General features: G+C 71.8%; 28 protein-coding genes. 11 read left to right on the top strand and 17 right to left on the bottom strand.

All coding sequences use genetic code 11. The annotated features are described in order from the left end of the window. Positions 1–95 precede the first annotated feature (95 nt). Entirely contained in the window at positions 96–716 is a 621-nt protein-coding gene (locus tag IEZ07_RS30215) for a HEAT repeat domain-containing protein (RefSeq protein ID WP_191897901.1), read from the bottom strand. Between the two features lie 125 nt (positions 717–841). Here IEZ07_RS30215 and IEZ07_RS30210 point away from each other — a divergent pair, with 125 nt between their 5' ends. Further along, complete coding sequence (locus IEZ07_RS30210; protein ID WP_191897900.1) at positions 842–1,033, top strand: transposase; 192 nt, start codon at positions 842–844, stop codon at positions 1,031–1,033. Between the two features lie 102 nt (positions 1,034–1,135). Here the strand turns inward: IEZ07_RS30210 and IEZ07_RS30205 are convergent, their stop codons facing one another. Beyond that, a complete protein-coding gene (locus IEZ07_RS30205) occupies positions 1,136–1,792 on the bottom strand; it encodes a DUF6461 domain-containing protein (protein WP_191897899.1) in 657 nt (218 codons plus the stop codon). Positions 1,793–2,085: 293 nt separating this feature from the next. Between IEZ07_RS30205 and IEZ07_RS36050 the strand changes: the two genes are divergently transcribed. Both IEZ07_RS36050 and IEZ07_RS30195 read left to right on the top strand, forming a co-directional pair. Further along, a complete protein-coding gene (locus tag IEZ07_RS36050) occupies positions 2,086–2,637 on the top strand; it encodes a hypothetical protein (protein WP_239320997.1) in 552 nt (183 codons plus the stop codon). 424 nt (positions 2,638–3,061) lie between these two features. Next, positions 3,062–3,322 carry a hypothetical protein gene (locus IEZ07_RS30195; protein WP_191897898.1) on the top strand — a complete coding sequence of 87 codons (261 nt, stop codon included), beginning with the start codon at positions 3,062–3,064 and terminating at the stop codon, positions 3,320–3,322. A 73-nt stretch (positions 3,323–3,395) separates the two neighbouring features. Here the strand turns inward: IEZ07_RS30195 and IEZ07_RS30190 are convergent, their stop codons facing one another. After that, a complete protein-coding gene (locus IEZ07_RS30190; protein ID WP_191897897.1) occupies positions 3,396–3,758 on the bottom strand; it encodes a hypothetical protein in 363 nt (120 codons plus the stop codon). A gap of 398 nt (positions 3,759–4,156) precedes the next feature. Next, a complete protein-coding gene (locus tag IEZ07_RS30185; RefSeq protein WP_191897896.1) occupies positions 4,157–4,621 on the bottom strand; it encodes a MarR family winged helix-turn-helix transcriptional regulator in 465 nt (154 codons plus the stop codon). A 30-nt stretch (positions 4,622–4,651) separates the two neighbouring features. Here IEZ07_RS30185 and IEZ07_RS30180 point away from each other — a divergent pair, with 30 nt between their 5' ends. After that, positions 4,652–5,758 (top strand): bifunctional NAD(P)H-dependent oxidoreductase/GNAT family N-acetyltransferase, encoded by a 1,107-nt coding sequence (locus IEZ07_RS30180; protein WP_204054710.1) that lies wholly within the window; start codon positions 4,652–4,654, stop codon positions 5,756–5,758. A gap of 227 nt (positions 5,759–5,985) precedes the next feature. On the opposite strand, the gene IEZ07_RS30175 is transcribed toward IEZ07_RS30180, so the two are convergent. The 8 genes from IEZ07_RS30175 to IEZ07_RS30140 form a co-directional block, all read right to left on the bottom strand. Further along, entirely contained in the window at positions 5,986–6,516 is a 531-nt protein-coding gene (locus IEZ07_RS30175) for an SMI1/KNR4 family protein (protein WP_191897895.1), read from the bottom strand. A 185-nt stretch (positions 6,517–6,701) separates the two neighbouring features. Beyond that, positions 6,702–8,639 (bottom strand): cellulase family glycosylhydrolase, encoded by a 1,938-nt coding sequence (locus IEZ07_RS30170; protein WP_239320994.1) that lies wholly within the window; start codon positions 8,637–8,639, stop codon positions 6,702–6,704. A 47-nt stretch (positions 8,640–8,686) separates the two neighbouring features. After that, positions 8,687–10,168 carry an MFS transporter gene (locus IEZ07_RS30165; RefSeq protein ID WP_191897894.1) on the bottom strand — a complete coding sequence of 494 codons (1,482 nt, stop codon included), beginning with the start codon at positions 10,166–10,168 and terminating at the stop codon, positions 8,687–8,689. An 86-nt stretch (positions 10,169–10,254) separates the two neighbouring features. Continuing rightward, a complete protein-coding gene (locus tag IEZ07_RS30160) occupies positions 10,255–10,743 on the bottom strand; it encodes a MarR family winged helix-turn-helix transcriptional regulator (protein ID WP_191897893.1) in 489 nt (162 codons plus the stop codon). Positions 10,744–10,923: 180 nt separating this feature from the next. After that, positions 10,924–11,616, bottom strand: a complete 693-nt coding sequence (locus IEZ07_RS30155) for a formylglycine-generating enzyme family protein (protein WP_239320991.1) — start codon at positions 11,614–11,616, stop codon at positions 10,924–10,926. Between the two features lie 66 nt (positions 11,617–11,682). Next, positions 11,683–12,459, bottom strand: a complete 777-nt coding sequence (locus IEZ07_RS30150; RefSeq protein ID WP_191897892.1) for a DUF4386 domain-containing protein — start codon at positions 12,457–12,459, stop codon at positions 11,683–11,685. 87 nt (positions 12,460–12,546) lie between these two features. Further along, positions 12,547–12,771, bottom strand: coding sequence for a helix-turn-helix transcriptional regulator (locus IEZ07_RS30145; protein WP_068897897.1), 225 nt, complete (start codon positions 12,769–12,771; stop codon positions 12,547–12,549). Further along, on the bottom strand, positions 12,764–13,234 hold the full coding sequence (locus IEZ07_RS30140) for a hypothetical protein (RefSeq protein ID WP_191897891.1): 471 nt from the start codon (positions 13,232–13,234) through the stop codon (positions 12,764–12,766). Before IEZ07_RS30140 ends, IEZ07_RS30145 begins: the two co-directional genes overlap by 8 nt. Positions 13,235–13,465: 231 nt before the next feature. On the opposite strand from IEZ07_RS30140, the gene IEZ07_RS30135 reads away from it, so the two are divergent. From IEZ07_RS30135 to IEZ07_RS30125, 3 genes are all read left to right on the top strand, one after another. Continuing rightward, positions 13,466–14,407, top strand: a complete 942-nt coding sequence (locus tag IEZ07_RS30135; protein WP_191897890.1) for an oxidoreductase — start codon at positions 13,466–13,468, stop codon at positions 14,405–14,407. A gap of 160 nt (positions 14,408–14,567) precedes the next feature. Further along, complete coding sequence (locus IEZ07_RS30130) at positions 14,568–15,182, top strand: TetR/AcrR family transcriptional regulator (RefSeq protein WP_191897889.1); 615 nt, start codon at positions 14,568–14,570, stop codon at positions 15,180–15,182. A gap of 94 nt (positions 15,183–15,276) precedes the next feature. Then, the gene (locus tag IEZ07_RS30125) at positions 15,277–16,482 is read left to right on the top strand and encodes an acyltransferase family protein (protein ID WP_191897888.1); all 1,206 of its coding nucleotides are present in this window, start codon (positions 15,277–15,279) and stop codon (positions 16,480–16,482) included. A 73-nt stretch (positions 16,483–16,555) separates the two neighbouring features. On the opposite strand, the gene IEZ07_RS30120 is transcribed toward IEZ07_RS30125, so the two are convergent. Next, positions 16,556–18,451: a sigma-70 family RNA polymerase sigma factor gene (locus tag IEZ07_RS30120; RefSeq protein ID WP_191897887.1), complete on the bottom strand. Its 1,896-nt coding sequence runs from the start codon at positions 18,449–18,451 to the stop codon at positions 16,556–16,558. Between the two features lie 244 nt (positions 18,452–18,695). Between IEZ07_RS30120 and IEZ07_RS36045 the strand changes: the two genes are divergently transcribed. After that, the gene (locus tag IEZ07_RS36045) at positions 18,696–20,126 is read left to right on the top strand and encodes a DUF1996 domain-containing protein (RefSeq protein WP_239320988.1); all 1,431 of its coding nucleotides are present in this window, start codon (positions 18,696–18,698) and stop codon (positions 20,124–20,126) included. Positions 20,127–20,251: 125 nt separating this feature from the next. Beyond that, on the top strand, positions 20,252–21,004 hold the full coding sequence (locus IEZ07_RS36040; RefSeq protein ID WP_239320985.1) for a DUF305 domain-containing protein: 753 nt from the start codon (positions 20,252–20,254) through the stop codon (positions 21,002–21,004). A gap of 152 nt (positions 21,005–21,156) precedes the next feature. Here IEZ07_RS36040 and IEZ07_RS30100 read toward each other — a convergent pair whose 3' ends face one another. Both IEZ07_RS30100 and IEZ07_RS30095 read right to left on the bottom strand, forming a co-directional pair. Continuing rightward, entirely contained in the window at positions 21,157–22,044 is an 888-nt protein-coding gene (locus IEZ07_RS30100) for an NAD(P)-dependent oxidoreductase (RefSeq protein WP_191897886.1), read from the bottom strand. A gap of 64 nt (positions 22,045–22,108) precedes the next feature. Continuing rightward, positions 22,109–22,987 carry an NAD(P)-dependent oxidoreductase gene (locus tag IEZ07_RS30095; RefSeq protein ID WP_191897885.1) on the bottom strand — a complete coding sequence of 293 codons (879 nt, stop codon included), beginning with the start codon at positions 22,985–22,987 and terminating at the stop codon, positions 22,109–22,111. Positions 22,988–23,149: 162 nt separating this feature from the next. Here IEZ07_RS30095 and IEZ07_RS30090 point away from each other — a divergent pair, with 162 nt between their 5' ends. Then, positions 23,150–23,485 carry a winged helix-turn-helix transcriptional regulator gene (locus IEZ07_RS30090; RefSeq protein WP_191897884.1) on the top strand — a complete coding sequence of 112 codons (336 nt, stop codon included), beginning with the start codon at positions 23,150–23,152 and terminating at the stop codon, positions 23,483–23,485. Positions 23,486–23,672: 187 nt separating this feature from the next. Here the strand turns inward: IEZ07_RS30090 and IEZ07_RS30085 are convergent, their stop codons facing one another. Further along, positions 23,673–24,095, bottom strand: coding sequence for a VOC family protein (locus IEZ07_RS30085; protein ID WP_191897883.1), 423 nt, complete (start codon positions 24,093–24,095; stop codon positions 23,673–23,675). A 79-nt stretch (positions 24,096–24,174) separates the two neighbouring features. Between IEZ07_RS30085 and IEZ07_RS30080 the strand changes: the two genes are divergently transcribed. Then, the gene (locus IEZ07_RS30080; RefSeq protein WP_191897882.1) at positions 24,175–24,771 is read left to right on the top strand and encodes a TetR/AcrR family transcriptional regulator; all 597 of its coding nucleotides are present in this window, start codon (positions 24,175–24,177) and stop codon (positions 24,769–24,771) included. An 82-nt stretch (positions 24,772–24,853) separates the two neighbouring features. On the opposite strand, the gene IEZ07_RS30075 is transcribed toward IEZ07_RS30080, so the two are convergent. After that, the gene (locus tag IEZ07_RS30075) at positions 24,854–25,852 is read right to left on the bottom strand and encodes an NADP-dependent oxidoreductase (protein WP_191897924.1); all 999 of its coding nucleotides are present in this window, start codon (positions 25,850–25,852) and stop codon (positions 24,854–24,856) included. Between the last annotated feature and the right edge of the window lie 8 nt (positions 25,853–25,860).

The following is a 25,860-nucleotide window of genomic DNA, read 5'->3' as shown; positions in this document are numbered from 1 at the left end:
CTTGCTAACACGATGGCTCCCGAGTGGCTCCCGCTGGGGATTGACCTTCTCTCCCCCGCCGAAGCAGGTGAGTCGGCCGGGGCAGCGCATCCGGTTCACAGATGCCTATAGGTCTTGTACCGGCCGGTGAGCGAGTACGCGGCAGCCTCTACGACGTCTTCCCGGGGTCCTGCGGCACACCCGGTGAGGAAGGCGCGCACAGCTTCCCCTTGCCAGCCCGCCGCCGCCACGGCAGGCCAGAAACGGAGGCCGTCCTCAGACGGTCGAGGGGCCAGGAAATCGAGGATCCGCCCGATGGCCGCGTCATCGGGAACCATGCGTAGCATCGCCATCGCGCGGAAAGCGCCGTCGAGGAGGGACTCGTTGCCGGTGTCGAGACACCGGTGGATCGGGCCGGGATCGTCATGGTGCTCGCGGTCCAAGCGGACGAGGGCGTCCCCGACCGCGGTGTGAACCGCAGTGGCGGTGAAGGGATGACGGGCGAGTTCGTAGAGGTAGGGGACCGTCGCCCGATGGTCGCAGGACCCGAGGGCCATCACCAGGTTGTACAGGGTCTCCCACGTCCGAGGGCCGTCCACTTCACGGCGTAGCGCATCCAGCAGCACCGGTCCTGCCGCCGGGTCAGCTAGTCTCCGCAGACGTCTGGCCCCCGACAACCGGCGGGGTGCTGCGCGGTCGGTAAGGCGCTCGATCGCCTCATCAAAGGTGAGCACCATCGATCCTCCTATCCCGATCCAGGTGATCAGCCACTATGCGCTGAACGATGGCTCTCAAACCGGGCGGGAAGGTTGAACCGCCCCGGGTTTGATGGAGAGATTGAAGACTCGGAGGGATGCCGATCATGGCTGCTCCCCGTAAGTACCCCGACGAGTTGCGCGAGCGCGCGACCCGGTTGGCCGTCGAGGCCTGCAAGAACCCCGTGGCACGGAACGGCGCGATCCGGCGCATCGCTGATCAGCTCGATGTCCATCCCGAGGCCCTGTGGACCTGGCCCAAGCGGGCCGAGACTGATGAGCGCGATCGCTCCGCCTGAAAGCGGAGGGTCCGGCTGCCGTGCCGCTTCTGGTCACTCCGGGGCGGGTTGCCATCGGTCATCGCCGTACCGCACCCTTCGGTTCCGGACGGCCGCAGAAGATCATCTTCCCGCGATGGGCCCTACGAGCATCGGGCGGTCGAGCATGTCCGATGTGAACGCCACCCCGGTGACCTTCGCCGCCAGGGCGAAGCCCCTCGGCACGGCGGTGGGGTAGTTGTCCTCCCCGGCGGCGTCCCACGCGGCATCGTCTTCCGGCTCGTCCAGCCCCATGCCCAGCTCCCGCATGAAGCCGTTGAGCCGGTCGGGGTCGGAGCCGTAACGGTCGTACGGGCATCGCAGCGGGTAGCCGGTGACGACCGTGCCGTCGATCGCGTACGCGAAGCTGTGCTCGGCGTAGCCGTGCCGGGTGACCGCCACCACCTCGCAGCCCCGCGACACCTCGGTCAGCACTTCGTGGAGCCCGGCCATCCACCCGAAGGGCTCGATGGCCACGCACCACTCGCCGGCCTGGAAGACACCCACGTAGCCGCCGCCGTCCCCACCGCCCGTCTCCATGACGAACTCATAGGCCTCCTCGTCGAGTTCAGCGAAGTCCGACTCGTGACCGGAGTCCTCGCCGCGGCTGAAGCGGCGCACCACCTCCGCCGGGTCGAGCCCGCGGAGGAAGGCCACGCTGAAGATCACGTCCAGAGGGCCGCCTGCGCTCTCGGGCAGGTTGAGCCACTGGAACGGAGCTAAGAGGTCGGTTGCCGTCATGCGGGCCATGGTGGCAGGCCGTACCGACACTCGGCCGAGATCAGCCATCACCCCGACGAAGGCCGAACCGAGATCACCTGGACCTCTGCGGGTAGGGCACAACAAGGGCACACGAGGGTGCGAGACGGCCGGAAACACTGAGAACCGGTGAGACGCCGGACCGCAGGTCAGGCGCCACCCCGCGACACCGGCCCGGGTCTCAGCCGCCGCCCTTGCTGAAGTCCCGGCAGTCCCCTACTCCCAGGAAGAGGACGGCCGGAAGGATGTCACCGGCATCCGGTTGGATGAGGCTCATGACCGCTCACGACGTGGCCCGATTGCTGCCCGATGTCCCGGTGCTCCGCGACCTGTGCCGATCCATGGCGGTGCTGGAGGCCATCCTCAGCCCGGACTGGGAGAGCCGCTACCACTCCCTCGACGCGGCCTGGAGCCCCGGGGAGGAGATGGCCTCGATGTGCAACGGCTCGGGAGAGGAGTACTCCATCGTCTTCTCGGCGGCGGGCGCCTACGTCCGCGGCTTCGCCCACTACAGGCGTGGCCGTCGTGGCCGCCGCCGTCTCAGCGTCCCGTACGACCTTCTCAGCCTCGATCCCGTGGGTGTGGCCGACGTCGTAGGCATACGCCATCATCCACAGCGGATCGATCACGATGAAGGTCAGGAGCGACATCGCGTGCCCTGCGGAGAAGAGCCTGCCGTGGATCCTCTCGGCGATCGCCGCGATGTCCACGCCGGCGAAGAGGTCGCACAGTGTGCCATCGAAGGGGAGCAGTATGGCGTGGGTTCGCTTCAGGACCTGGGCGACATGAGGGCGCACCCATACGCTCGTCACCGGAAATCCTCCTGACTTGGCATCACGGCCGGTCGCATACGGCGTCGTACGACACGAATCTCCGTGTGGCATGAAGGGCGCTCAGCGAGGTGCTGTACAGCAGCGCCATACAGCAACACCGCCTCACATGATCACACCGTACCGACCCGTATCCACCGCTCCACCAGGAGGGGAAACCGTTGACGAGGTGCCCGCCCTTCCCCACGGATCAGAAGGTTAGGGGTTCGAGTCCTCTCGGCCGCGCCACACGAAGAAGATCCTTGAGCAGGCATTACGCCGCTCAGGGCCTTCTTGCTTTATAGATCACCCCGGCCCGTTGCTAGCACCGAGCAGTGCTTGAGGCCCGCGGATCGGCCGGGAAGGGGTGCAACTTCCCGGTGATCGTTTGAGGTCTCACGCGCATGGCCGACGCGCCAACATCGGCTGGGAAGGTGCACCCATGCTCACCGTGGTCCCCGGCCCCGCCGACGGCGACCGCCGCACGACCGAAGGCGCCGTCTCTGTCGCGCTGATCGACGAACTGGTCGATCAGTGCGGCCGAGCCGGAGGCCGGGTGGCTGTCATCGGAGGGGAGATCAGGGATTACGGTGAGCGGCGCGGGTGTGCCTTCCCGATCGACGCTGCAACGTCGGCCTTATCTCGCAACCTTCATCGGGTGATTCGGGAAGGCGCACCCCTTCCCGGCGATCCACAGGTTTAGATCATCGCTCTCCTTGCCGGACCAACCTTATCCATCTGGGAAAATAGGATGGAATCAGCTTAATGAGGGTTGATCACTGGCAGTTGATCGGATCCTGGGCTTGGCGGTCGAATTCTTCCTGCGTGATCACGACATCGACCGAATCGGGCGGTGACCGTCTCTCGTCGTATCGCTGGACCAGCACCAATCCTGGCTTGAGCTTTTTCACGCTGTCGACGGAGAAGCTGACATGGTCGGTATTGACTTGACTGGAGCCCCCGCCCTGATAGCCGAACGCGTGATAGAGCACGCCCGGGCGCAACACGAATGGTTTCGGCTCTACCGTCCAACCGCCATCGGGAGCATCCAGCCGGACGGATGCGCTCTGTCCGTCCAGAGACGGTGCGATGAAATCCACGTCGGCCACGACCGTTGCAGCCGATGAAGGATGAGGCATGGTACTCCATGGGCCCGAGGTGTCCTCATGGTGAGAGACGTCTACTCCCTCAGGAGTTGCTCCTCCGCACCATGCCAAGACGATGATCGGATGCCCCTCTGCGTCGACACTGACCCCGGTCGACCCGGCTACGGGGGGCGAGCAACCTGTAACACTCATGATCCCGATGGCTGCCAAAGTTATTCCGCATAAGTGCCGCATTGTTGCAAATTAAGCGAAGGCCGGCCTCTCCTCCATGGACCGTGATCAAATTGTCTACCAACCGTAGCGGGGCCGTGCAGGAGCGATACCCGAAGGTTTTTGGTCGCCATGGTCACGCCAGGGGCCTGTGTGAACCGCGCCGGCTTTCGTGGAGGCCCTGGTCTGCCCCGAGTCCTATGGAGTCGGGGCGGTTCAGTTCATGTGGGTTCCTCCAGTTTGCGGGCGATCCTTTCCAGGGCGGACAGGTCTGCGGACGAGAGCCGGTCTATGACGTGGCGGCGGACCGATTCGAGGTGGGCGGGGGCGGCGTCCTCAAGCGTTCGCAGGCCGTGCTCGGTGAGGACGAGATAGCAGCCGCGCCCGTCGTCGGGGTCGGGCTCGCGGCGCACGAGACCGCGGGCCTCCATGCGGGTGGCGTGCCGCGACAGGCGGCTGCGCGACCAGCCCATCTTGGCGGCCTGCTCGCCCAGCGTGCTGGCGTGGCCCGGACGCTCGGAAAGCGTGCTGAGCACCTCGTAGTCGGGTTCGGACAGGCCGGCCGCGGCCAGGTCGTGCGCCGTGCGCGACTGGATCGCGATCATCATGCGGCGCAGGGCGCGCCAGGCGCGCTCCTCATCCGCGTCGAGCCAGCGCACCGTCTCGGGAGACCATCTCTTTGACATGTAAACAAGTTACCAGCTACGTTCATTTCCATGTCAACGAAATCCGTTCGCGTCCTCGTCCTCGTGTGCAGCACCCGTCCCGGTGCCCTCGGCCCTGCGGTGGGCCGGTGGCTGATCGACACGATCGCTCCGCGGGCCACGGAACTGGGAGTGGAACTCCTGCCGGTGACCCTCTGCGACCTCGCCCTGCCCTTCCTCGACGAGGAGGAAGAGCCGGCCTCCGGCGTCTACCGGCACGAGCACACCAAGCGGTGGAGCGCGATGGTGGACGCGGCGGACGGCTTCATCGCGGTCACCCCCGAGTACAACTACGGCATGCCCGCGGCCTTCAAGAACGCCCTCGACTACCTGGGCCGGGAATGGGCGTGGAAGCCGATGGGTTTCGTCAGCTACGGCAACACCTCGGCGGGCACCCGGTCGGTCCAGCACGCCAAGCAGGTGGTGACCACGCTGCGGCTGGTACCGCTGGGCGCCACGGTCGCCCTGCGCATCGCCGACACGGTCGATCACGGGCGGCTCCGCCCGGACGCCGGCCGCGACCGGGCCGCCGTCGGGGTCCTGGACGAGCTCGTCCGCCTCGCCCACGCCCTGCGGCCGATGCGCGAGCGGGCCCGCTCCGGTTCCGGGGAGGTGCCGGTGCCGGGGTCGTACGTCAGACCGCTGACCCCGGACGACGCTGCGGAGGTTCTGGTGCTCCAGCGTTGCTGCTGGGTGGAGGAGGCGCTGGCCAATGACACCCTGGCCATCCCCGCGCTGGAGGAGTCGCTGGAACAGGTACGTGCATGGCTGGCCACCTGGCAGACCACGGGCCTGTGGCGGGACGGCCGGCTCCTGGGCATGGTGCGCACGCTTCGCGTGGACGACGACTGGCACGTGGGCCGCCTCGGCGTCGTCCCCGACCTGCGCGGCCGGGGCGTGGGACGCTGGCTGCTGGGCCAGGCCGAAGCCGCGGTCGACGGCGGCTGCCGCCGCATCGTGCTGTCCACCGGCGCCCGGAGCCAGGGAAACATCCGCCTCTATCACGCCCAGGGTTACCGCACGGAGTCGTCCGACGGTGCGACGACCTCCCTCACCAAGCCCGTGCCCGCGGATGGCGCAGTCCAGGTTCCCGGCGGAGAGCCGGCAGGGGCGAGATGACGAGACCGCGCGCCCGCACCCGCCACTCTGACGGTCGAGCACGACCACCGCGAGCGTCCGACCCCCGCCCGGCGGAGCAGGGTGGGATCACGCCGGGGCCGGCTTCGCCCGCTCCTGCGGGCTCCTCCCGGGACCGGTCCAGGACCGGCTCAGGACCCCGGCCGGCGCCCTCATCGTCGGCGTGAGCATGACGCACTGCCCGAGACGGCACTCCGGACGGCACGTCGTCACAACCGGGCAGGAGTCAGGCACTCGATGTCCGCTGCCGCGCGGTCGGCGAACGGCCGGCTCAGCTCGCGCAACCGGGGAAGGGCCTCACCGAGGGAGGCGCCGAGCCGGTGGAGCGAGTCGAGCCGGAGGCTGCAGTAGACGTCGAACTCGCCGGCGGTCCGGCACAGGGTGTCCCAAAGCAGGGCGTCACCGTTCTCACTGAACGCGAACACGACGAGGCCGTCGATCATCGACCAGTCGCCGTCCGGCTCGATCTTCCAGTCGAACTCCTCGGCGCGCGCCTCGGCGTAGGTCTGCCGGAACGACTCGGTCAGCCGGGCGGCCCGACGCTGCCAGCCGTCCGCGAAACCGTCCGACGCCGGCGGGTAGACGAGCCAGAGGCCGAACAGGCGTGAGAACCCGGCCCGGGAGACGTACTCGCGGTAGGACGCCGGGAACCCCTCACCGTCGGCGAAGCGGTGCCCGGCCAGCAGGTTCTGCGCGACCGCGCCGAGCGCGGGGACACCGGTCGTCGACAGCTCGTCCATGCGGCCTGAGCCTGGCCGCCCACGGCTCGCGATGTCAACAGCGTGTTCCGGGCGCGGGGACGGCAACCCGGGCGGCGGGGCGGACCCCGCCTGACGCGGCACCAGGTCGTTCCGGCTCATCCGGCGTGGGGGCGTCCCCGATGAGGGACGAGCCGGGTCATCCGGAGCGGGCGCGCCGTCCGCGATCAGGTGGGGAAGCGCTGCTCCTTCCACGCGGCCAGTTCGGCGGCCGCGGCCGCCAGCTGGGCGGGGGTGACGGCGGGGCCGGTGGCCGCGCCGACCACCAGGGCGGCGTGCACGGTGCCCGGTGCCGCGCCGGACGGGCTCAGCAGCAGGCGGTGGGCGGTGGACGAGCCGGTCTCGGTCGCGATCGCCGCCGGTCCGGAGGCGGGCAGGCCCGCGCGGGTGGCCACGTCGCCGACCACGGCGGTGGTCGCGGCGGTGAAGGAGGCGGGCAGGTGCAGCTCGGTCGGGGCGCCGGGAGCCGCGGCGGGCTCGCGCCAAACCAGGACGCCGAACCGCCGGTCCCTGACCAGTGCGGCGATGTTCGGCATGGAGGACGGTACGGCCAGCCAGGCCCGCTGCTGCCCGGCGCCGCCGTACCCGGACCGGGCGAGGTCCTCGTAGGCGAAGGCCAGCACGTCGCCGGCGACCGCCGAGGGGTAGAGGCGGTCCAGCACCGCCCGGTCCAGCCGGGTCGCCAGGGCGCCCGACGCGTCCGCGGCGACCACGGAGAAGTCCTCGTCGTTCCAGGCGTCGCCCTCGGTCCGCACCTTGGCGGGGTTGCGGTTCATCACCTCGCGGTGCCGGCCGCTGTAGAGGTCCCAGTGCCACTGGGTCGAGGAGAGCACGTCCCCTCCGGCGGCGGGCGTCCGCCACCAGTTCCTCCCGGGGACCCCGGAGTCCATGGCCTGGTACATGGCCCGGACCATCCACGGCGTGCGGTCGCTGCCGTTGCCCGACAGCTTGTGGCCGAACTCGGAGACGAAGGGGGCGGTGGCCAGGGTGCGGGCCCGGTCACGGATCTCGTTCATCGCCGCGCCGTACACCCCGTCGGAGGCCGGCGACGGGTCTATCGTCATGCGGGCGCCGTCGTAGAAGTGGCTGTTGAAGACGTACCGGTTGCCGAGGGCGCCGACCGTGGTGAACCCGCCCTCCTCGAAGAAACCGGTGTTCCAGAAGACCAGGGGTTCGACGAAGGCGGGTTTGCCCGCCCACCCGGCGGCGTCCATGGCGGCGCGGAACCGCTGGTAGAAGGGCATGAGGTAGGTCTTCTCCCACTCCAGGCCGCTCTCGCCCTCGAGGCCGCCGTCGTAGGGTTCGTTGAAGGGGTCGAACCCGATGACGGCGGCGAAGTCCTGCTCCGGCAGCCGCTGCCTGATGTGGGTCATCGCGGCCGCCGCCTGCCGCAGGAAGGCCTCCTGGACGCCGACCTCGCCCTCGGGCGTGCTGATCCGCCGGTCCCGCCAGAAGTCCCGGGCGGCCCGGCGGACGGCCTCGTTGGTCTGCATGTTCTGCCCCCACAGGAAGCAGATGCCGCAGGACTCCTTGGGATAGCCGCCGGCCTTCACCACCCATTCCGGCGCGCCGTCGCCGGTGTACCAGCTGCCCTGGTCGAACAGGTGGGAGGAGTACAGGTCCTGGTGGTAGTCGACCAGGACTCGGATCCCTCTGCCGGTGAACGCGCGGATCTGTTCGACCGCCCTGTCGAGGTAGGCGTGGTCGATGGTGGAGGGGGACGGCTGCACGCCCTCCCAGCTGATGAGGAAGCGGACCACGTTCGCGCCGGTGAGGTCGCGCATGGCCTGGGCCGAGCGCGCGGCGTCGGCGGTGCTGCGGAACGGCAGCAGCGAGTTCTCGTACAGCTTGGTGCTGCCGGACACGTTGAACCCGCGCAGCGTCACCTCCCGGCCGTCACCGTCGCGGAAGACCCGGCTCTGCCGCTTGGCCGCGACGACCAGCGGGCTCGGGGGCGTGGCGGCGGCCGTGACCGTGGCCACGGCGGCCGTGACCGTGGCCACGGCCGCCGGGTCAGGGGTGCGCCCGGTCATCGGGGCGAGTGCCAGGGTGGCGGCCAGAGCGGGGGCGGCCCGCCGCGTCATGCGGAACGATGCTGCTCGCATGGACGGACGATAGAGCCCTGCTCATGTTCCTGTCAGTGCACGAACGGCTAGAACCGCATTCCGTTCTTGTCCGGCGCGCGCAGCCCGGGGGCCGGGTCCGGTGCGGGCTGCCGCAGTACGGCCAGCGCGACGGCGAAGGCGGCCACGAGCAGGGCGGCGGCGGTGCCGAAGGCCAGATGGTAGCCGCCGGTGAGCGCGGCGGCCTCGTCGGCGCCCGCGGACCGCAGCCCTTCGGTGCGTGAGGCGGCCAGCGTGGACAGCACCGCGACGCCGACCGCCATGCCGATCTGCTGGGTGGTGTTGAACAGCCCGGAGGCCAGGCCCGCGTCGTCGGCGCGGGCGCCGGACATGCCGAGCGCGGTCAGCGCCGGGAGGACCAGCCCGCCACCGGCGATGAGCAGCATCACCGGGAGCAGGTCGGTGACGTAGTCGGCGTCCACCGGTACGCGGGTCAGCCAGCCCATCGCGCCGAGCAGGAGCAGCAGGCCCGCCAGCAGGACGGACCGCTCCCCGAAGCGGGTGCTGAGCCGGGCGGAGACGAACAGGGACACGCCGCCGATGGACACCGCGGCGGGGAGCATCGCCAGGCCGGTGGCGAGCGCGCCGTACCCGAGGACCTGCTGCATGTAGAGCGCGACGATGATCTGGAAGGCGAACATGGCCGACAGCGTCAGCATCTGGACCAGGTTGGCGCCGGCGACGTTGCGGGAGCGGAGGATCCGCAGCGGCATCAGCGGGGTCGCGGCGGTCGCCTGGCGGACGGTGAAGGCGGCCAGCAGGGCGAGCGAGACCGCGCCGAGGCCGAGGGTGTGCGCGGAGAGCCAGCCGTACCGCTCGATCCCGACCACGGTGTAGACGCCCAGCATCAGCCCGGCGGTGACCAGCACGGCGCCGAGGACGTCGGCGCCGGCGGCGAGCCCGGCCCCGCGCTCGCCCGGCAGTGCCCGGACCGCCAGCGCGATCGTGGCCAGACCGATCGGCAGGTTGATCAGGAAGATCCAGTTCCAGCTGAACGCGTCGGTGAGGACCCCGCCCAGGACCTGGCCGATCGAGGCTCCGGCGGCGCTGGCGAAGCTGAAGACGCCGAAGGCCTTGGCACGCTCCGCGGGTTCGGTGAACAGCGTCACCAGGATGCCCAGCACGACCGCGGAGGACATGGCGCTGCCGACGCCCTGGCCGAACCGGGCGGCGATCAGCATGGCGGGCCCGGTGGCGGCCCCGGCCAGCAGCGACGCGGCGGTGAAGACCGCGGTGCCCGCCAGGAACATGGTCTTGCGGCCGATGAGGTCGCCCAGCCGGCCGGCCAGGAGCAGCAGCCCGCCGAAGGCGATCAGGTACGCGTTGACGGTCCAGCTGAGTCCGGTGGGAGAGAAGCCCAGGTCGCGCTGGATGGCGGGCATCGCCACGGTCACGATGCTGCCGTCCAGGATCGTCATCAGCATCGCGGTGGACAGCACCGCGAGCGCCGCCCGGCGTGATCGGGGTGCGGCGGTGCGGTCCGGCCGAGGGGAAGGTGCGGTGTGCGGCATGGCGGTCTCTCCTGTCCGAGGGGAACAGGAGAGACCGTAACAGAATGTTTTGTTGTAGACGATCCTCTATGGATCTTTTTGTGGGATCACTTCGTGTTCTGCCGGGCCCGCCGGACCGCCTGCGGCACTTCGGCGGGAACGGCCAGATGCCCTGTCACCAGGCGGTTCATGGCCCGTACGAGTATCTCGGCCTCGTCCTCGGGCAGGGCGGCCAGGGCGTCCCGGTGCACGCCGTCGACGATCTCCTGACTCCGCCTGGCGGCCTCCGCGCCCTTCTCGGTCACCACGATGATCCGGGCCCGCCGGTCCGTGCTGGACGGGCGGCGCTCGGCGAGCCCCGCCTTCTCCAGGGCGTCGACGGTGACCACCATCGTGGTCTTGTCCATGTCGCCGAGCTCGGCGAGCTGGATCTGGGTGCGCTCCTCCTGCAGCGCGTGGACCAGCACGCAGTGCATGCGCGCGGTCAGCCCGATCTCGGCCAGCGCGGCGGCCATCCGGGTCCTCAGGACGTGGCCGGCATGGTCCAGCAGGAACGACAGGTCCGGCTCGGTGCGGGCGGGTGCCATGGCGGTCATGTCCCCACCGTAGCAACCGGTTCCGTTCCGGATAATCGGCAAAGGGCCCTATCGGTGCCCGCGGCGGATTCCCCGCCCGGCCGTTCCTGGTCCATCCGTTCCCGGTCCGGCCGGTCGCCCTCCGTCGACCCGCCCGTCCCGGCTCGGCCGGTCGGTTCCCGTCCTCTGCCCGACCCGGGGTCACAGGGATCGGGCGAGCCGGAAGCCGAGGTCGTCGACGCGGAAGGCCGGGTGGCTCTTGCGGCGGCACGACGCCCGGCACCCGTGCGGCCGGTCGGACCAGCTCCCGCCGCGGAACACGCGGTACGGACCGTAGACCTCGGGGTCGTAGACGTCCCAGCACCACTCCCAGACGTTGCCGATCATGTCGTGCAGGCCCCACGCGTTCGGGGCCCTGGTCCCGACGTCGCGCACCCCGCCGCCGGAGTTCCCGCGATACCAGGCGATCTCGTCCAGTTCCCCGTAGCGGACGGCGGAATTACCGGCCCTGCAGGCGTACTCCCACTCCGCCTCGGAGGGGAGGCGGTAGCCGCCGGCCTCCGGGTCGCAGACCACGTCCTGCCCGTCGGGGTCGTCGCTCGCCGAGTAGCAGGGGTCGAGTCCCGTCTCCCGCGAGAGCAGGTTGCAGAACCGTACGGCCTCCAGCCAGGAGACGTCGGTCACCGGAGTCCGCGGTCCGGCCGGGCTCGCGGGCGCCTCGCCCAGGACGGCACGGTACAGCTCGCGCGTCACGGGGTACGGCGCCAGCCGGAAGGCCGCGACCTCGGCCTTCCAGCCGGTGTTCGTGCCCTCGTCCCGCAGGAGGATCTTCCCGGCGGGGATCTCGACCATGCTCTCGGAGACCGTGCGGCGCGGTGTCGGTTCAAGGCTCATCGCGGACCCAACCTATCCGGCCACTCCGTGCCGACGGCCTTCCGGAGCGGTCGTTCGCGAACGCGACTACGCGCGCCCGGTGACCTTTCCCGCGCTCTGCGCGTTCCCGGTGTTCCCGGTGTCCCCGGTGTCCCCGGTGTTCTCCGCGACCGGCTCGGCCGCCGGTGCTCCGCGGAGGCGTACGCCGACGACGAGCAGGTACAGGATCAGCCCGAACTCCGCGACCGAGGTGGGGACGGCGACGACGTCCCGGACGGCGCCGGGGGCGTCGGGCAGCGTGAAGAGGATCAGCGGGTCGGCGATCCACGCGAAGCCGCCGATGACGAGCAGCACGCCGAGAACCGTGGGGAACATGCTGGAGCGGTAGGCGAGGTAGCCCATGGGCAGCAGCCACAGTCCGAAGAAGACGCCGCCGAGGATGTAGCCGAGGTCGTGCAGGTCGAGCATCAGCAGCGTGAGCGCGCCGCCGGTGCCGGGGGACGCGGTGTAGGAGGGGTCGGTGGCGGCGAGCAGCGCGCCGGCGTGGAAGACGAGGTTCAGCAGGATGGAGCCCGCGCCGACCGCCACGAACACCATGAGCGTCACCGCGGCCCGCGCGTGGACGTGGTGCAGCAGGCGGTGCAGGACGAGCCCGAGGAAGACGAAGACCGTCGCCATGAGGATGTCCGCGGCGAGGCCCAGGCGGAAGAGCGTCTCGTGGCCGGAGACGTTCGCGGCCGTGGCGGCGGCGTCGCCCCGGACGTGCACGGTGCCGCGCACGTACAGTTCGGCCCACCCGCCGAGTACGGCGAGCACCAGGTACAGCAGGCCCGCGATCCGCGCGAGCGTCTTGGGGCTGGTCATGTTCTCTCCTTGTGACGGCCGGTCTCCGGGCATGCCGGACGGAGGCCGCGTGCCGTCGGCACACGGACCGGGTGGTGATGCGGTCGGCTAGTCCTGGTCTTCGGGGTACTGGAAGACGTCGTCGAGCGGGACCTCGAACGCCCGCGCGATCTGGAACGCCATCTCCAGGGACGGGGAGTAGCGGCCCTGCTCGATGGCGATGACGGTCTGGCGGGTGACGCCGATGCGCCTGGCCAGCTCCGCCTGGGTCATCTCGCCGTGCGCGAACCGCAGGGCGCGGATCCGGTTGGTGACGCGGGTGGGCTTACCCATGGAAGGTCCCGCGGTAGGCGCGGATCTTCGCGACCGATCCCCAGGTCGCTCCGACGGCGCCGATGAGGAACAGCGCGTTGCCGATCCAGAAGTGGTCCACCTCGAGCATCGCGAGCGCGAGCACCGCCGCGGCGCCGAAGGCGGTGATCGCCTGGGCGATGCGGTCACCGTGGCGTTCGATCTCCTTGTCGCGGACGTCCGACGCGGCCTCGGCGTCCCGGGCGGCGACGGCCAGCACGATCGAGCCGACGACGGTGCCGACGACGGTCGCGCCGACCGCCCACAGCATCGGCACCGCCCACGAGACCTCCGAGGCGGGCCGCTCGAACAGGCGCGGGACGACCACACCGAAGTACGCGAGCGACGTGACGGGCACGAGGATCGCGTACAACCACGTGTTGCGCTCCTCGAAGGTCATCGGGACGCGGTCGTCTCCGGCCTCGGGTGCGGGGTGGCGGTCCATGTCGGAATCCTTTCGCGGTAGGCGCGATCTTAGCGGCGCGGCCGGGGGGCGAACCGGGACCGGGGAGGCGATGTAAAGAATCATTGACATCGGCCAATGTATGTCATGCCTGACTTCATGTCTAGTTTTATTTACATTCTCGACGAGTGGCGGGCTTGCCGGGGTGGCCGTACGTCGTTATCGTCATCAGGTGTACGAAACGGTTTCGTACACCTGATGTGGAGGTGGGGCATGGCACGATGGACCGCTGCGGACATTCCTGATCTGACCGGCCGGAACGCGGTGGTCACCGGGGCCAGTGAGGGGGTGGGGTTCCACACCGCGCTCGAACTGGCCCGGCACGGCGCCCGCGTGGTGCTCGCGAGCCGGGACCGCGGCAGGGGCGAGGCCGCGGCGGCGCGGATCCGCGCCGAGACCGGTGGGGGCGCCGCCGAGTGGCTCGCGCTCGACCTGGGCGACCTCGCCTCGATCGACCGGTTCGCGGCGGGTCTAACCGCCGCGCGCGGCGGGCCCGAGGGGCTCGACCTGCTCGTCAACAACGCCGGGGTGATGGCGCTGCCCCGGCAGACGACCGCCGACGGGTTCGAGCGGCAGTTCGGCGTCAACCACCTGGGGCACTTCGCGCTCACCGGGCTGCTGCTGCCGGAACTGCTCGCCCGGCCCGGGGCGCGGGTGGTGACCGTGACCAGCGGGCTGCACCGCTCGGGGCGGATGGACTTCGACGACCTGATGGGCGAGCGCCGCTACGGGAAGTTCAGCGCGTACACGCAGTCGAAGCTGGCGAACGTGCTCTTCGCCCTGGAGCTCCACCGGCGCGCCACGGCCGCGGGCACGGACCTGGTCAGCGCCATCGCCCACCCCGGGGTCGCCCGCACCAACCTGGCCCGTACCGGTGACCCCCTGCGGGGACTGCTGGTCACCCTCGCCAAGCTGCCGGCGCAGCCGGCCGCCGCCGGTGCGCTGCCGCAGTTGTACGCCGCGGCCGCCCCCGGCGTCGGCGGCGGGGACTTCTTCGGCCCGGACGGGTTCGCCGAGCGGCGCGGGCATCCCACCAAGGTGCGTCCGGCAGTCCGGGCGCTCGACCGGGACGCGGCCCGCCGGCTCTGGGAGGCGTCCGAGGAGCTGACCGGAGTACGCTTCTCGGCGTTCGACCGGGGCGGGGTCCGTCCGTGACCCCGCCCACGGCTCCGTCCGCGGGGCCGCCCGTGGCTCCGTCCGCGGGGCCGTACGGGATCAGCACACCGGTTCGTACGGGATCCGCGTCCCGGTAGGCCGGGGCGGATCGGACGCGGGTGGGCCGTGGACGGGCGGATCAAGCGAGGGGGACCCAGGGATGACGGCACGGGAACCGGACCGGGCGCCGGACAGCCGGGGCGCCGTGCGCAATCTCAACCCCGAGCGGGAGCGGGCGATCCTGGACGCCGTCCTGGAGCTGCTGTCGGAGGTCGGCTACGACCGCATGTCCATCGACCAGGTGGCCCGCCGGGCCAGGGCCAGCAAGGCGACCATCTACCGCCGCTGGTCGGGGAAGGCCGAGATGGTCGCCGCGGCCATGCACGGGCTGACGGTGGAGCACCGGCCGCTGCCCGACACCGGGACCCTGCGCGGAGACCTGGCCGCCGGACTGCCGGTGTTCTGCCGGATCTACGAGCGCAAGCACGCCATCGTGCTCGGCCTGCTCCCGGCGATCCGCGACGACCCGGAGCTCGGGCGGCTGCTCCACGGGCACATGCTGCGGTCCGGCGCGGACGAGGCGGCCGAGTTGCTGGACCGCGCCCGGGCGCGGGGGGAGGTCGGGCCCGGGGCGCGCGTGACGACGCTCGTCGAGGTCACCAAGGCCCTGCTCTGGCACCGGCTGCTGCTGACCGGCGAGCCCCTCGACGAGGATTTCGTCGCCCGCACGGTGGACGAGGTCCTGCTGCCCCTGCTCCAGACCGGGGTGACGTGACCGTTCGGCTCGTCCGCTCGGGTGACGTGATCGTCGGGGTGCGGTCGGCCGTATGTCGGCACGATCGCTGACATTCGTTACTAAAGTCGGGCGAATGGCCCCCACTCCTCCCCGGCTGGCCTGGCTGGACGCCCTCCGGGGCCCCGCCGCACTGGCCGTCGCGCTGCACCACGCCGCCTGGACCTTCATCCCGGAGGCCTGGGCCGAGGTGGACCGCAGGATCGACGTCGGCACCTGGGGCGTCTTCGTGTTCTTCATGGTCAGCGGCTACATCATCCCCGCCTCCCTGGAACGGCGCGGCGACCTGCGGGCCTTCTGGGCCGGCCGGGCCTTCCGCCTCCTTCCCCTGCTGCTGGTCGCGCTCGGCCTGGCGCTCCTGCTCGCGTACGGCGGGGCGTTCGCCCTCCATCCGGGCCTGGGGCACCGGCCCCTGCCCCTCGTCGTCCTCGGCAACGTGACGATGCTGCAGGAACTGCTCGGCGTTCCCGCCGTCATCGGCGTGATGTGGACGCTCTCCTACGAGATGGCGTTCTACCTGATCGCCGCCGGGCTGTTCACCGTACGGCAGGCGCACCGGTCGGCCGCGGTCGCGATCGGCCTGGCGGCGTCGGCCGTGCCCCTCGGGCTCCTGCTGCCGGGGCCGGTGGTCAGGGGCCGCGCCGACCTGGCCGCCGCGCTCCTCGGCGTCGCGGTGCTCGCGGCGGTCGCCGTGTCGGCGCGGGCAGGCGGCCGGGTGCGTACGGCCGCCGCGGTGACGGGCGGCCTCCTCGGCCTGGCGCTGGTGGTCCTGGGCAGCCGGATCGGCGCGTGGCAGGGGCTGACCGTCCTGGCCGCGATGTTCGCGGGTACGGCCGTGCACCGCGCGGAGCGGGGCGTGATCCGGTGGCGGACCGCCGTCGCCGCGGTGGCGGCGGTCCTGGCCTGCGGGGCCTTCGCCAAGGACGACCCCGGCTGGGCGCCGGCGATCGTGCTGGCCGCCGCGTTCTTCGGGGGCGCGTTCGCGCTGCGGAACCGGTGGTTCCCCCGCTGGCTCACCCACCTCGGCGTGATCAGCTTCTCCCTCTACCTGCTCCATCCGCTCCTGCTGCGGATGAGTCCGAACCTCCCGCTGTACTTCCTCGTCCTGGTGCCGCTCGCGTACCTGACCCACCGCCTGGTCGAGGCCCCGGCCCAGCGCCTCGGCAGGCGGTGGAGCGCCCGTCCGGCGGGACCGGAGAACGTGCGGCGCGGCGATCCCGTGGAGAGCACCGCCGGCGCGCTCCACGGTGAGGGCGCGGGGGGGGCGTCCGTGACCGGATGAATCGGCCGCGCGAGCCCGGAACACGGTGCGGACCGTCCGGACGGTCGGTGGACCGCCTGGAATGTGCGGCCGGTCAGCGGGCCTTCTGGAAGGCGCGGCCGGCCGGGGTGGGGGTGCCGTCGGCGCGGAACAGCCCGCTGCCGGGACCGTTCTCGGTGGCGGGCAGCCCGAACCAGGCGTGGCGCCGCACGTAGGGCAGGGAGGCGAGCATCCGGTTGGCGGCGGTGACGAACGCCGCCTGCTGCTCGTCGCTGGGGAAGCGCGTGCCCCGGGAGAAGTCGATCAAGGCGTACTCGGTGAGCCAGATCGGCTTGCGGTAGCGCCTGTGAACGGCCTGCAGGTAGGACTTGAGCCGGGCGACCGCGGCCTCGGTGCGGAAATCGCCGCCGTACCAGTGCAACGCGATGAAGTCGACGCGGTAGCCGCGCTCGGCCGCGCCGGTCATGAAGCGGTCCAGCCAGCCTCCGGGGGTGTCGCCGCCGTAGGCGACGGCGGGGCTGCCGAGGATCCGGCCGGCGTCCATGAGCCTCGGCCACAGCGCCAAGGCTTCCTCCACGCTCATGTTCGCCTGCTCGGCCAGGTCCGGCTCGTTGAATCCGAGCAGGTACGGCCCGGCGGCCTCAGCCTGGGCGAGGGCCGTGGCGTTGACGTCGGAGGCCGCGCGCACCATCGGGACGAAGCGGGCCGAGGCGGGGGCGGTGATGCCGTCGTGGTGGGTGGCCCAGGTGTAGTACCAGCTCGCGCCGGACCTGGCCAGCGCCGTGCTGACGCCCGGCGCCCGCCACACGCCCACGCCCTTCTTCGCGGAGGCGGTCGGGGGAATCCGGGGGCTTCGGGTCGGTTCGGGCGTGCGGGAGGCACTGCGGCGGGTCGGGGCCGGGGACCGCTCGGACGCGGGCGACTCCGGCGGGGACGTCGCGGAGACCGTACGGGCCGCCGTGCCGAGAGCGGCCGCCGGCGCGGAGGACGGGATAGGGGGCAGGGCGGCGGGCCGTCCGGTCACCAGGACACCGGCCAGGACGGCCACCGCGGTGGCGACGGCCGCGGCGACGGCGCCCGCGCCGTTCGGCAGAGAGGAGAGAAGGCCGCGCGACGGCGTCGGGGGGAGATCCGGAGAGGGGTCCACGGAGAGGCGGGCGGTGGTGTGCCCGGCCTCGGCGAGAGGCGGGGCGGAGAAGCGGTCCAGGGTGAAGCCCAAGGGGAGAGGCAGCAGCGGCAGGCCGCCGAGCAGGCGGTCGAGGGGCAGGGCACCGGCGGCACGCCGCTCACAGGCGTCGCAGCCGCGGATGTGCCGGGCGAAACGCTTGCGCCAGAGCGGGCCGGGCACGCCGTCCCAGTTCCAGGTGAGGGCGCGCAACTCGGCGCAGCCGGGTTCCGCCCGCAGCGCCCGCACGATGGTGTGTGCGGTCTGGACCTGCTCCTTCATGCGCTGCACGCGCACGGAGGCGTGGCGGGCGGACAGGCCGAGGGCGGCGGCGAGCTCGGCGCGGCCCAGCTCGCCCGTCTCCTCCAGCCACCACAGGGCCAGCAGCGCCCGGTCGTCCCGGTCCAGCCAGCGGGTGGCCTCGGCGACCTCGCGGCGCTGGTCGGTGAGGCCGAGCCGGAGGATGGTCACGGCGGCGAAGTCGGAGGCGGGATCCGGCACCTCCTCGGCGGTGTCGAGGTCGGTCCTGCGGTGCTGCGCCGCCCGGCGGTCCTGCTCGTGGTCGCGGACCTGACGGACGGCGATGGCCACCAGCCAGGACCGGTACGCCTCTGGATCGCGCAGGCCGGACAGGCCCCGGACCACCCGGAACAGCGTCTCCTGGACCACGTCGTCGACGTCGGGATGCCCGTTCAGGGCCCGCCCGACGATGTTGTAGACGAGCGGGAGGGAATCGGCCACCAGCGCGTCCAGCGCCCGCCGGTCTCCGTCGCACGCGGCGGAGACCAGCGCCGTGTCCGGTCCGCTCCTACCGGTTGCGCGCATCGCACTCCGTTCTCCGTCCGTCCGGCTCTCCGTCCGTCCGGCTCTCCGTCCGTCCGGCTTCCCCGTCCGTCCGGCTCTCCGTCCCTTCGAAGGGGAGACGCCGTCGGGGTCCGGTGGGCAACGAGAAAAACGAGAAATCCGCGGTGGATTTTTCCAGATTTCTGTTGTCCGGTATCCGCCCGCCGGTCTCCGGTACAGAAGCGAATGCGTCCGGCACCGGACGCGACGAAAGGACACCGTCTGCATGAGTGAGACCATGCCGCGCGACACCGCCGCGGGCCGTACGACCCGGCGAACCCGTCGCCTCGCGCTCGCGAGCGCCCTCACGGCCGTCCTGGGCGCCTGCCTGGTGAGCACCGCCGGCCCGGCCGGAGCGGCCGAGATCCCGCTGTCCCAGGGCCGCCCGGCCAGCGCCTCCTCGACGGAGCGGGGTGATCTGTCGGCCGCGGCCGCCGTCGACGGCAAGGGCGGCACCCGCTGGGCCAGCGCCTTCAGCGACCGGCAGTGGCTCCAGGTGGACCTGGGCGCGCCCAGGCGGATCGGCAAGGTCGTGCTGGACTGGGAGCACGCGTACGCCACCGCCTTCACGATCAGGGTCTCCAACGGCGGCGGCCGGTGGACGACGGTCCACACCACGACCGCGGGCACCGGCGGCAGGCAGACCGTGAACGTGACGGGCACCGCCCGCTACGTCCGCCTCGACACCACCAAGCGCTCCTCCCGGTACGGGGTCTCGCTCTGGGAGTTCCAGGTCTACGGAGACGGGTCCGCGGCCCCGGTCCCGGGTGCGACCTCGGCCGCGCCCACGCCGAGGCCGACGGCGGGCTCCACCTCGAGGCCGTCTTCGAGCGCCGCGCCGAGGCCGTCCTCCGGCACGACCCCGGCCAGGCTGCCCAAGGGGCCGGTCCCGCCCGGCGCCGTGCGGGTGGCGGAGTTCGTCGCCGAGTGCCCGTTCACGCACCGGCGGCCCGACGACCCGATCGTGTTCCCCGGCCTCCCGGGCGGGTCGCACATGCACAGCTTCTTCGGCAACACCTCCACCGACGCCCACTCCGACCTCGGCAGCCTGCGGAAGGGCGGGACCACCTGCAGCCCGAAGACCGATCTGTCGTCCTACTGGGTGCCGACCCTGTACGACGGCGGCACCCCCGTGGAGCCCACCGGGACCACGTTCTACTACCTGGGTGAGGGGGTGCGGGACGAACTGATGGACCAGACGCGTCCGCTCCCCCTGGGGCTGAGGATCGTGGCGGGCAACGCCAGGGCGACGCAGCCCGACGAGACCAGCAACGCGCGCTGGTCGTGCCTGCACGCCGGGCACGTCGGGTCGTCGAAGAACTTCGTGAACTGCCCCGCGGGCACGATGCTGGAGTCGTACCTGGACTTCCCGCACTGCTGGAACGGCAAGGACCTCGACTCGCCCGACCACAAGAGCCACATGTCCTACCCGGTGGCGGGGGCCTGCCCCGCGTCGCACCCGGTGATCGTGCCGAAGCTCCGCCAGGTCCTGCGCTACCCGGTCAACGGCGACCCGGCGAGGTTCCGCCTGGCGTCCGGCCCCGGTTTCACGATGCACGGCGACTTCTTCAACGCCTGGCCGGAGGAGGAGATGGAGCGGCGCGTGCGCGACTGCATCCGCCCGATCGTCAAGTGCGGCGCCGACGGGACTCCCTGAGGCGTCCCCGAGGCGGTCGGCGGCCGCCACGGGGCGGCCGCCGTACCGCACTCGGAGCCGAGGCGGGGTTCGGTGCGCACCGGACCCCGCCGCCACCTGGAACGGCCCGGAGGAGAGGGATGGAGATGAGGACGAGCACCGTCGGCGCGCCGGTGCTCGCGGTGGTCGCCTTGCTGCTGGTAGCGAGGTGTGCCACCGCGGACCCGCCGCATCCGGCCGCGCATTCGGCGGGGTACCCGGTCGCGGCGGGCTCGGGATCGGCGGCGCATCCGGCCGTGGTGGACCCGGGGTCGGCGGTGGACCCCGTCCCGGCTCCGGCGTCCGGGCCGGGGTCCGGGTCCGCTCCGGCTCCGGGGTCCGGGTCCGGGTCCGCTCCGGCTCCGGGGTCCGTCTCGGCCGGTACGGTGCCGGGCGCCTTCAACGCCACCGACGTCGCCTGGCTGCAACTGATGATCCCGATGACGGAGCAGACGCTGGACCTGCTGGTCTCGGCCCCGGAGCGGGCGGCGGACCCGGAGGTCGCCCGGCTCGCCGCGGAGCTGGACGCCGGTCACCGTGCCCAGCTGCGGACGCTGCGCGGCCTGCTGAAGAGGTCCGGGACGCCCCCGGTCAACGTGCACGAGGGGCACGACATGCCCGGCATGGTCACCCCCGCCGAGCTCGCGGCGGTGAACCGGGCGGAGGGCGCCGCGTTCGACCGGCTCTTCACCGAGCACGTCGGCGAGTACCTCCGGCAGTCCGTCCAGGTGGCACGGGGAGAGCAGGGATCGGGAGCCGACCGGGAGACCAGGGCGTTCGCCGCGGCCATGGAGCGGGCCCGAGCCGGTGAGCTCACCCGGCTCACCCGGCTCACCGGACTCGGCGGGGCGAGCGGCTGAAAGCTACCCGGCGGGGAGGCGCCCGGTCATCCGGCACGCGCCGGCCGCCCGGGAGGCGTTCCGGTCATCCGGGACGCTCCGATCGTCTCGGAGGCCCCACCTGGGCGGCGGGCGGCGGGGGTCCGGGTCGGCCGGACGCTCCGCCGGAGCCGTCACCGGGCCGGAGCCCGCGTCCCGAGCACCTCGGCCAGCCGGGAGAAGGAGGCGGAGCCGTGCCCCGCGTCGACGGCCCGCCGTGCGACGGCCAGCGCGGCGTCCAGCACGCCGGTGTCCAGGCCGCGCGCCCGGGCGGTGTGGACGATGTGCTCCATGCTCGCCGCCGCGGACAGGATGGTGGACTCGTCACCCGGGTGGCGGCCGCTGTCGACGTGACCCGCGAACTCGTCCACGATCCCGGGCAGCAGGGAGCCTATCCCCTTGGCGAACGGAGCCAGGTCCGCGGCCCGGACCCCCTCGGCCGAGGCCAGGGCGAAGGCGTGGACGAGTCCGCTCATGGACGTCCAGAAGAGGTCGAGCAGCGCCACGTCGTGCGCCGCCGCCCGGCCGGGATCCGCGCCCAGATACGCGGCCGTGCCGCCCAGGCCCGACAGCGTCGGCAGGTGGGCCCGGTAGACCTCCTCCGGGCCGCTGTACAGGACGACCGCCTCGGGCCCGCCGATGGTCGCCGTCGGGGTCATGATCGCGCCGTCGAGGTAGTCGATGCCGTGCGCGGCGGCCCAGGAGGCCGTACGGCGGGCGCGTTCCGGCGTGTCGGCGGTGAGGTTCACCAGGGTCCGGCCCTTCAACTCACCGGCCGCGGGACCGGTGATCGCCTCCACGGCGTCGTAGTCGAGCACGCAGACCACGGTGAGCGGGCTCGCGGCGACGGCCTCGGCGGCGGTCGCGGCGGCGGTCGCGCCCCGGGCGGCGAGCGCCTCGGCCCGGGAGGCCGTACGGTTCCACACGGTCGTGGGGTGGCCGCGGTCCAGGAACGCCGCTGCGAGGGCCCTTCCCATCGGGCCCAGGCCCAGGACGGTCACCGGTGGGCGGTCGTCGGTCATCTTCGTTCTCCTTCCGGAGCCGGCCGGGCCGGCTCCGCGGTGTCGGCGCGCGGGACGGGTCCCGTCACGGGTTCGTGCGCAGCAGTTCGACCAGGCGGGAGAGGTCGTCGCCGCCGTGTCCCGCGGCGACGGCCCGGTGGAGGAGGTTCTGCATGGGCTCCATCAGTCCGGTGGCGACGCCCTGCTCCCTGCCGGCGTCCAGCAGGTTGACGTAGGCCGTCGCCTGCATCCCCAGGTTCGATCCGATGGCCGAGTGGTCGCCCGAGTCGACCGCCTGGGCCATCGCGGGCAGGCTCGTCATCATGGCGTTGAGCCACGAGACCGCCAGCGGGGTGAACTCCGCCGCCGGGATCTTCTCGGAACCGGTCAGGGCGAGGGCGTGGAGGAACCCGCCGAACATGCCGTACATAGCGCTGAGCAGCGCCAGGTCGTACAGCGCGGCCAGGCCGGGGTCCGCGCCCAGGTGCGTGGCGCCGCCCAGCACGCCGAGGGTCCGCTCGTGCGCGGCGAAGGCGGCGGGCGACCCGCTGTAGAGGACGACCGCCTCGGGCCGTCCGATCATCGGCGGCACCGCCATGATGCCGCCGTCCACGTAGTCCGCGCCGTGCTCCGCCGCCCATTCGGCGTCCTCCCGGGCCTGGCGGGGAGTGCCGTTGGTGAGGTTCACCAGGGTCCTGCCCCGCAGCGCGCCGGCCACGGGGCCGAGGACCTCCCGCACGGTGCCCTGGTCCAGCAGGCAGACCACGATGAGCGGGCTCGCGGCGACGGCCTCGGCGGCGGTCGTGGCGGCGGTCGCGCCGCGCGCGGCGAGGGCCTCGGCCCGGGAGGCCGTACGGTTCCACACGGTCGTGGGGTGGCCGGCGTCCAGGAACGCCCCGGCCAGGGCACTTCCCATGTCACCCAGACCGATGACCGTCACCGGGGTCTGCTTGTCGTCGGTCATCTCGTTCTCCGGTTCGTCAGCGTCAACGGATGAGCGACCGGGCCGGGACGCGTGAGCGGCCCCGATCCGATCGCCTCCGATGCTGGTTCCCCGGTGAGATTTCCTCAAGTACCTACTATTTTTTCAGGTACTCACCTTTTCGTAAGCATGGAGGGCGCGGCGATGAAGAAGCGGACCTACAACTGCGGGCTCGACGCCGCCGTCGACGTCGTGGGCGGCAAGTGGAAGGCGCTGATCCTGTGGGCGCTGCACCGGGAGGCCCTCCGGTTCGGCGAGCTGAAGCGGTCGATCTCGGGCATCAGCGAGAAGATGCTCATCCAGCAGCTCCGGGAGATGGAGGCCTACGGCCTGGTGCACCGGGAGGTCTACCACCAGGTCCCGCCGAAGGTGGAATACTCCCTGACCGAGTTCGGCCAGTCGCTCAACGCGGCGCTCATCCCCCTGGGTGACTGGGGTGAGAAGCACATGGAGACCATCGAGGCCATCCCCCGCGACTAGGGTGCGCCGCCGGAGCGGCATGGCCCCGCCGGCGGCATCATGCTCCCGGGGAGTGCGAGGTCACGCGGTGTGCAGGACCTGGGCGTGCCGCATCTCGTGCACGGTGCCGATCCGGCTGAAGAAGCCTGGCCCGGCGCCGGGCTCGGCCGGCGGGCCGGTGCCGGACGGGTTCTTCCGGGCTCGGCGGTCAGGCCGGTTGATCGACGTACTGCCCGGCGTACTCCGCGGTGGGGGTGATGGGGGTGATGACGTCGATCAGGACGCCGCCGGGATCGGCCACGATGAAGTGCCGCTGCCCGAAGTCCTCGCTGCGCAGTCCGAGGACCGGGCGCAGCCCCTCACCGGCGACGAGCCGGTCCCACTCCGCGTCCACGTCCTCCACCTCGAAGTTGAGCAGCAGTCCCCGGGCAGAGACGCCGTAGCCCTCCGGAACCGTCGGGTGGGCGGGGTCGAGGAGGGCGAGCTCGTATCCGGGGGCCTCCGATCGCCGCAGGCTGACGTACCACTCCGCCTCGAACGTCGTCTCGAACCCCAGCAACCGGGTGTAGAAGTCACGGGACTCCTGCAGCCTCGTCGTGCAGATCACCGGGTAGAAGCCGGTCAGCCTCATGCCTGGACTCCCTTTCACATACCATCGGTATGTGAGAATGTATTCGCGTACCATCGGTATGTCAATGGGAGGAGATGTGATGCGGGAGGACGGCGTCCGCGCGCAGCGGCGGGAGCGGACCCGGCAGGCGCTGCTGCGGGAGGGCAGGCGGCTGTTCGCGGAGCGCGGTTACGGTGAGGTGGGTCTGGCTGAGATCGTCCAGGCGGCCGGGGTGACCAAGGGTGCGCTCTACCACCACTTCACCGGCAAGGCCGAGCTGTTCCGCGCCGTTCTGGAGGAGTCGCAGCAGGAGGTGGGTCGGCGCGTGGCCGCGGCCGCCGACGCCCACGATGATCCCTGGACCCGGCTGACCGCAGGTTGCCAGGAGTTCCTCACCGCGACGGCCGATCCGGAGATCCAGCGGATCATGCTCGTGGAGGGCCCCGCCGTACTGGGGTGGAGCCAGTGGCGGGCGATGGACGAGGCCAACTCGACCCGTCACCTCGCCGACGCGCTGGCCGCCCTCGTCGATGCGGGAATCATCGCCCCGCAACCGGTCGCGCCGCTGGTCCACCTGCTGTCGGGGGCGATGAACGAGGCGGCGCTCTGGCTGGCGTCCGCTTCGTCGGGTCCCGGCGACCTGGCCTCCACCAGGGCCGCGCTGGGCCGGCTGCTGGAAGTGCTCCGCATCGGCTGACCTGCGCGGTTCCTGTGGTTTCTGCGGTTCCCGCGGTTTCCGGCGGGCGGGGAGGCGGGGGCCGTCCCGTGCCGCGGGCGCGTCAGAGGCGGACGATCATCTTTCCCGTGTTCTCCCCCCGGAGCAGGCCGATGAACGCGGCCGGGGCGTTCTCCAGCCCGTCGACCACGGTCTCGTCGGCCGTGATCCGGCCCTCTCGCAGCCAGCCGCCGACCTCCGCGATCATGTCGCGCATCCGGGAGGAGTGGTCGCCGACGATGAAGCCGCGCATGGTGAGCCGCTTGCCGACGGCCAGGAAGAGGTTGCGCGGGGCGCACGGGGGCTCGGTGGCGTTGTAGGCCGCGATCGACCCGCACATGGCGATCCGGCCACCGTTGTTGAGCCGCTCGATCGCGGCTTCGAGGTGGTCGGCACCGACGTTGTCGAAGTAGACGTCGATGCCCTCCGGGGCCGCCTCGCGGAGCCGCTCGGCGACCGGGCCGTTGCGGTAGTTGAAGGCGGCGTCGAAGCCGAGCTCGCGCAGGCGGGCGACCTTCGCGTCGGAACCCGCGCTGCCGACGACCCGGGACGCCCCCTTGAGCCTGGCGATCTGGCCGACGAGCGCGCCCACCGCGCCGGCGGCGCCCGAGACGAAGACGGCGTCGCCATCCTTGAAGGAGGCGATGTCGAGCAGGCCCACGTAGGCCGTGAGGCCGGGCATGCCCAGCACGCCGAGGTAGGCGGAGGGGGAGACGCCCTCGATCGGGTCGACCCTGCGGACCCGGGCGGCCTCGGTGACGACCTGCTCGCGCCAGCCGAAGCCGTGCAGAACGAGGTCGCCGGCCTCCAGGCCGGGCGCGCGGGACTCGACGACCTCGCCGACCGCCCCGCCCTCCAGGGGTTCGCCGAGACGGAACGGCGGTACATAGGACTCGACGTCGTTCATCCTGCCCCGCATGTACGGGTCGACGGACATGAACCTGTTGCGGACCAGGACCTGTCCCTCCTGGAGGGCGGGCAGATCCACCTCCACCAGGTCGAAGTCGTCCGGGGTGGGCCAGCCCGACGGGCGCGAGGCGAGATTGATCTGACGAGACAAGATGAACCCCC

It is taken from the genome of Planomonospora parontospora, from assembly GCA_014647935.1.
GTDB classification, from domain to species: domain Bacteria; phylum Actinomycetota; class Actinomycetes; order Streptosporangiales; family Streptosporangiaceae; genus Planomonospora; species Planomonospora parontospora.
The sequence above is the reverse complement of the archived record's forward strand: the minus strand, read 5'-3'. Positions and strand labels throughout refer to the sequence as shown.

Bases quoted from the DNA above. Each gene is read 5' to 3' on its own strand.
- IEZ07_RS30180 (WP_204054710.1), top strand. From the start codon at position 4,652: ATGTCAACGAAATCCGTTCGCGTCCTCGTCCTCGTGTGCAGCACCCGT.
- IEZ07_RS30190 (WP_191897897.1), bottom strand. From the start codon at position 3,758: ATGCCTCATCCTTCATCGGCTGCAACGGTCGTGGCCGACGTGGATTTC.
- IEZ07_RS30135 (WP_191897890.1), top strand. From the start codon at position 13,466: ATGGCACGATGGACCGCTGCGGACATTCCTGATCTGACCGGCCGGAAC.
- IEZ07_RS30215 (WP_191897901.1), bottom strand. From the start codon at position 716: ATGGTGCTCACCTTTGATGAGGCGATCGAGCGCCTTACCGACCGCGCA.
- IEZ07_RS30145 (WP_068897897.1), bottom strand. From the start codon at position 12,771: ATGGGTAAGCCCACCCGCGTCACCAACCGGATCCGCGCCCTGCGGTTC.
- IEZ07_RS30175 (WP_191897895.1), bottom strand. From the start codon at position 6,516: ATGGACGAGCTGTCGACGACCGGTGTCCCCGCGCTCGGCGCGGTCGCG.
- IEZ07_RS30170 (WP_239320994.1), bottom strand. From the start codon at position 8,639: ATGCGAGCAGCATCGTTCCGCATGACGCGGCGGGCCGCCCCCGCTCTG.
- IEZ07_RS30120 (WP_191897887.1), bottom strand. From the start codon at position 18,451: ATGCGCGCAACCGGTAGGAGCGGACCGGACACGGCGCTGGTCTCCGCC.
- IEZ07_RS30210 (WP_191897900.1), top strand. From the start codon at position 842: ATGGCTGCTCCCCGTAAGTACCCCGACGAGTTGCGCGAGCGCGCGACC.
- IEZ07_RS36050 (WP_239320997.1), top strand. From the start codon at position 2,086: ATGACCGCTCACGACGTGGCCCGATTGCTGCCCGATGTCCCGGTGCTC.
- IEZ07_RS30130 (WP_191897889.1), top strand. From the start codon at position 14,568: ATGACGGCACGGGAACCGGACCGGGCGCCGGACAGCCGGGGCGCCGTG.
- IEZ07_RS30160 (WP_191897893.1), bottom strand. From the start codon at position 10,743: ATGACCGCCATGGCACCCGCCCGCACCGAGCCGGACCTGTCGTTCCTG.
- IEZ07_RS30205 (WP_191897899.1), bottom strand. From the start codon at position 1,792: ATGACGGCAACCGACCTCTTAGCTCCGTTCCAGTGGCTCAACCTGCCC.
- IEZ07_RS30125 (WP_191897888.1), top strand. From the start codon at position 15,277: ATGGCCCCCACTCCTCCCCGGCTGGCCTGGCTGGACGCCCTCCGGGGC.
- IEZ07_RS30185 (WP_191897896.1), bottom strand. From the start codon at position 4,621: ATGTCAAAGAGATGGTCTCCCGAGACGGTGCGCTGGCTCGACGCGGAT.
- IEZ07_RS36045 (WP_239320988.1), top strand. From the start codon at position 18,696: ATGAGTGAGACCATGCCGCGCGACACCGCCGCGGGCCGTACGACCCGG.
- IEZ07_RS30150 (WP_191897892.1), bottom strand. From the start codon at position 12,459: ATGACCAGCCCCAAGACGCTCGCGCGGATCGCGGGCCTGCTGTACCTG.
- IEZ07_RS30085 (WP_191897883.1), bottom strand. From the start codon at position 24,095: ATGAGGCTGACCGGCTTCTACCCGGTGATCTGCACGACGAGGCTGCAG.
- IEZ07_RS30080 (WP_191897882.1), top strand. From the start codon at position 24,175: ATGCGGGAGGACGGCGTCCGCGCGCAGCGGCGGGAGCGGACCCGGCAG.
- IEZ07_RS30195 (WP_191897898.1), top strand. From the start codon at position 3,062: ATGCTCACCGTGGTCCCCGGCCCCGCCGACGGCGACCGCCGCACGACC.
- IEZ07_RS36040 (WP_239320985.1), top strand. From the start codon at position 20,252: ATGAGGACGAGCACCGTCGGCGCGCCGGTGCTCGCGGTGGTCGCCTTG.
- IEZ07_RS30095 (WP_191897885.1), bottom strand. From the start codon at position 22,987: ATGACCGACGACAAGCAGACCCCGGTGACGGTCATCGGTCTGGGTGAC.
- IEZ07_RS30100 (WP_191897886.1), bottom strand. From the start codon at position 22,044: ATGACCGACGACCGCCCACCGGTGACCGTCCTGGGCCTGGGCCCGATG.
- IEZ07_RS30090 (WP_191897884.1), top strand. From the start codon at position 23,150: ATGAAGAAGCGGACCTACAACTGCGGGCTCGACGCCGCCGTCGACGTC.
- IEZ07_RS30140 (WP_191897891.1), bottom strand. From the start codon at position 13,234: ATGGACCGCCACCCCGCACCCGAGGCCGGAGACGACCGCGTCCCGATG.
- IEZ07_RS30165 (WP_191897894.1), bottom strand. From the start codon at position 10,168: ATGCCGCACACCGCACCTTCCCCTCGGCCGGACCGCACCGCCGCACCC.
- IEZ07_RS30155 (WP_239320991.1), bottom strand. From the start codon at position 11,616: ATGAGCCTTGAACCGACACCGCGCCGCACGGTCTCCGAGAGCATGGTC.